The sequence below is a fragment of the Pedobacter sp. 01N416 genome (genome assembly GCF_056399685.1).
Genome location: NZ_JBFTRT010000467.1, coordinates 1 through 4,643, shown reverse-complemented (window position 1 = coordinate 4,643; position 4,643 = coordinate 1). Strand labels below are relative to the sequence as shown.

Here is a 4,643-nt window from a genome sequence, read left to right as displayed (position 1 = left end):
GCACTATAATAAATTTTATTTTCTGAATATTCCTTTTTGCATCCTCCAAGAAACATTATAGAAAAATTAAAATCCAGGAAAATAATCTCGCTGCTCGTTTTTTTTGTTTGAGTAGGGTTTTTATCCCATATTATAATCTTTTTTAAAAGTGTTTATATTATAATTTATGTTATGGCCCATAACAAATCTATTTACTAATTTTTGATTAACCAAACATTTAGTTGAAAAAAAATAAACATCACATTGTGGAATAAAAAGGTTCTTAAATAAAGAATATTGTGAAAATTGCATGTTTCAGTGAAAGTGACTCACTGTTTCAGACAAAACTGGCCACCAACTTGACTATCGGATGATGCACATCTAGTTCCCTTCACGATGAACAAATACACACTGCGGATCCAAATCCATTTTCCTCAGGACTTCTCGGTTTAACCCATCCTACTGCCGATTTATCTTCAATTCAGACCTTCCCAAAGATCAAATCCATTCACAGGTATCAGCACGCTTAAAAATGCCATAACCCCTCCAAAATAGCTAAGCGCCACTAGTCCATCCCTAATTGCAGATATCCTCCCAGGAGCCTTAATTTTATGCAGAAATTGAAAGATTGTTCCCGAAAGCCAGTTGCGAAAAAAATCTGATCGAAATCAAAACAGGGTCACTTTAAAGCGAAATAGGGTGACAACTTAAACGCAGAACGGACCGCCAGGAGATTATTGAAAACGTTGACTCACCAACAATAATTTATTTACCGTAGGGCGCCATCTTCCCACAGGAACAGTTGCAATTACTGTAATCAACATTAAACTTTTTTAAAAAATGTTTGTAAAATCCTATCCGGTCTAACATTGGCTTCTGTTCTTCCCCGAGATCGCACTCTAAAGCGCCGTTAATAATATTTATCGTCATACCAAATCCAGGAGTATAACCTAACTTTTTTTCTTCTAAATTTGGATTCCAACTTTCATCTATCACATCATGAGCTGACGGCTTATTGCCTTGGGGCATCATCCAGAAAAAAATAGCCGATTCGAATGAAACAACCGGATTATTTGCAACAATTTCAGGATGATTTAGAAGAATATTTTTATCTCCAAAAATAATCTCTGATGCAGCGCCATAATTACCATTATAGCTCAATTGAAGAGGCCCCCTGCCATAATATTTTTTGTTTGCTACAGCTGGATATATGTTGTTTGGAATAACATATTTAGAATTAGTATCCATTTCGCAAACTAACATTAAGCCATCATTATATTGGTTATCCTTACCATTCCTTGTCTCGTGTGCTACATGAGCGAAAAAAGCAGCCAATTCTTTAAAATTAGTTCCTTTTCTATAGCAAAAATCTCCGAAGTCTATTGTAACTTGCCTATATGTTTTATTTTTAGCCCATTCTTCTTCCCAGCCTTTGTCTTGTCTGATTACAGTGCTTTTGTCATCATTAAATATCTTGGTAATTTTGTATAACCACTCTCCACGTCTTTCAACTTTTACTTTAAAGTGGGACAAAGTGTTGACCGCCTTAGTAAATGAATCGTAAGTAAAAAAATTATTTCTGTGAGGGAATAGTTCATTATAATCCTTATTAGATAATAAGGACCCATTTCTGATTGTTTCTTTAGGCGTACAACCCAAAAACAGGAAAATTAATGCAATCATTACATTAATTTTAGATATTCTAAAAACAAACTTCATTAGCAGAAATGTGATGTTCCACTTCCTCCAAGACCTGCAAAAAGCCAAGCTGTATCGACCTGATTCTCACATGATAGAAGTGGCGCAATGTCATGTACACCGACACTGCTTTCCATAACATTTATTGATTGAGCTCTGGAACTAACTTGACCTCTAATGGAGTTGGTTTTGTTTAATCGGATATTTCTCATAGGGTATAAGATTGTTTATTGACACCAATATAGGAAAAAGTTAAAAGCCATAGAAATATTTATAACAGTAAGACAAATTACGACTAGCCCCCACGCAGGAGGTGAAAGCGTCCAATAGTATTTATTCTATGGAGTATGCCAGCAATTTCATTCAATTAAAGTATTAGAAAGAATCGCAAAGAACTTATTTTGCGAAGCAATGCCTACAAAAGAGATGTTGAAACAAAGCTCGAAGCATAGAATTACAAACGTTTAACAGGTAAAAAATCTACGGTAGTCCGAAAAGCTCCTCGGAAGTTCATAAAAAACATTAAAAATTCTGGGCCGCCAGTGGCTATAACGACGAGGAAAGCGAAACTCTGAGGATATTTTTAAGAAATCAGGATCGATACCGATTCTAACCATGCATGGCCTGTCCTCGAAAATGTGCCGAATTGGGATTCTAAAATCATAAATTAGAGGTAATTTGGATATCTGTCATCATTTACATTAAAGATAATCAGTGGCTTGAGCTGACAACATTGTTAATATCTCTGTGACCGAAAGAGACTATGCAGGCTCTTAATCATTCAGATTATAGAAAAATACCCACAATGAACTCAGATAATTACTTGGAAATCCGTTTATCTTAGGGGTTAGGTAGGCAATCGCTGGAATATGCAGCCTCAAAAAGCTTCTCTGGAGTCTTAAAGCTAAATGTAATCAACCTACCTTTAGGAACAGATCCAATCTTTTTTCCCTTAAATAATCTTGGAATGGTGTAATGTAGTTCTGGAGGAGTCATAAGCTCCAAAGATATTTCCCGTGGCTGAGTTTTGGCAGATTTTGCTTTTTAACAACAATCAACTTACTGATAATAAGCCGATTGAATGTTATAAATAAAGAATATAGGGATCTCCACTTTTAATCTCGCCGATCAGACCCTCCCCCTTCTCTTACTTTCTAAAAACTCCTCTCTCAGCTCACTCTTATAAAACCTGTCTCCACCGGGAAGCTTGCTGGGTTTTAAAATCCCTTTTCTGACCTTTCTCTTATAAGTGCTTTCACTTATCCCAAGATACTCCATCACTTCAAGCCGGGTCAACATCTGATCCTCCGGGAGTTTTAGTTGGCCATAGGACTTAGAATATATCAGTTGCATAAGTTCATAAATTTTGAGCAAAACGTCCAGGATAGCATTTAGTTTGTCCATAGTGATTTCCGTTAAATCAGATAGAAAAATCTGGTCTTGATACAATAAACAGTTGATGCAAAAAGAATAATCTATGATCAAAGTGTCAAGTTGCAGCACGGTGGTAAAACTTACCACCCCAATTTTACAGGCAATAACGGCCAGTTGTTTTTTAACATTTAAAAACCTTAGCTAATAAATTTATCACGGCAATAGCGCAATTCATCCCTTCAGGATAACGGCTAGTGTAGTTTATTTCCCGAAAAACATCACCTCAACTAAATTTAGGAGAAACTTAACGCCTCCTAAATTTTCAAATATGGATTTTCAACTGGATTATTTTAGACAAATTATCTATCTCATAAACAACAACCTTGATCTGGATGATCATTTAACAACGCACACAGGCATAAAGGAAGAAACCCAAAGGATAATTAAAAAGATCAATACCTATCAACCCAATGACATTTCCACGTTTACCGATTTTATCCATTTTCAGGTCGGAGCCTTAACAAGAACGGCAAGGGAAATAGAAGATATTCTTTCATTCAAGGAGGATCTGTCCGACGATTCGGAAAAGCTACTCGAATTAATGCTAAATGGAATAGAAACGATCATTTGGCACGTACACACCTACTTTCGCGACCAATTTGACTACAACACCCTTTTAACCAAAAGGACAATTTCAGATCATTTGAAACAAGTTGAAATAATAATTGAAGAACATCTTTCATTGTTTAAAAAATCCAATATAGACCAAGAACTTATCGAAATCCTCTCAGATGCATTGTATTTAAGACTGGCAGATCCCCCACGCTTCCGGCATTTAGCATTCAGCGACCAGCTATTTAATTATCTGAACCAGCATGTAAAAAAGCATCTTCAAAAGGTACTAATTCCTATAACCCCCTCCTGCCCCAGATAAACCATTCACTACTTCAGGTGCTCGAAGCTGAACTGAGCTTTATGAAACAACTTGACTTTCTGAACTCAGAACTGATGAATTCTGGGATGCTTGATGCTAAGTATAAGGTCTCACTTTCGGTAAAGCAGTTGGCCTACCTTATATTTCTGGCCGTAGAAGTGGGTATTATAATCGAGCGTAAAGCTAAAAGGGTACATGAATACATTATTTCACATGTCAGCACAGCAGAAACAGAAAAAATTTCAGAGAAAAGTTTCAGCAACGGCTATTACGTACCAAGTTCTGTCGATATCGGCGTTGTAAGCGATAAGTTGGCTGAGATGCTTGCCAAAGCCCAAAACCAATTTTAATCTTTCATAATCATAGGCTCCCTCCCAATAAATCGGAGAATCTACCGCCTCAAAAGCGTTGTCACGCAATAAATCATAAAGGGAGTACAAAATCAAGAAAACTTTTCATGTTCATTTTTTATGGGGTGGTATGAGGTGGTAGAAAATACCACTTGACCAAACATTGAAATCCTTTTTATTTGGATTTAAAAACATGAATTACGAACCAATTTACAAAAGACTTAATGCCTATCATCAAATGAGCAGTCCCTTGAAGGCATATCTAAAGGTCATTATACGTGAGATCATCCTCCCAGATGGACAGGCAC

General features: G+C 36.4%; 4 protein-coding genes. 2 read left to right on the top strand and 2 right to left on the bottom strand.

Going from position 1 to position 4,643, the window contains the following annotated elements:
• Positions 1-744 precede the first annotated feature (744 nt).
• Together AC1DND_RS21575 and AC1DND_RS21570 are read right to left on the bottom strand one after the other, a co-directional pair.
• Positions 745-1,662, bottom strand: a complete 918-nt coding sequence (locus AC1DND_RS21575; protein ID WP_477584681.1) for a chitinase — start codon at positions 1,660-1,662, stop codon at positions 745-747.
• Between the two features lie 1,143 nt (positions 1,663-2,805).
• The gene (locus tag AC1DND_RS21570) at positions 2,806-3,081 is read right to left on the bottom strand and encodes a helix-turn-helix transcriptional regulator (protein WP_476767433.1); all 276 of its coding nucleotides are present in this window, start codon (positions 3,079-3,081) and stop codon (positions 2,806-2,808) included.
• Between the two features lie 298 nt (positions 3,082-3,379).
• On the opposite strand from AC1DND_RS21570, the gene AC1DND_RS21565 reads away from it, so the two are divergent.
• Positions 3,380-3,985 carry a hypothetical protein gene (locus tag AC1DND_RS21565; protein WP_477584680.1) on the top strand — a complete coding sequence of 202 codons (606 nt, stop codon included), beginning with the start codon at positions 3,380-3,382 and terminating at the stop codon, positions 3,983-3,985.
• A 41-nt stretch (positions 3,986-4,026) separates the two neighbouring features.
• Positions 4,027-4,335: a hypothetical protein gene (locus AC1DND_RS21560; RefSeq protein WP_477584679.1), complete on the top strand. Its 309-nt coding sequence runs from the start codon at positions 4,027-4,029 to the stop codon at positions 4,333-4,335.
• The last annotated feature ends 308 nt before the right edge of the window (positions 4,336-4,643 follow it).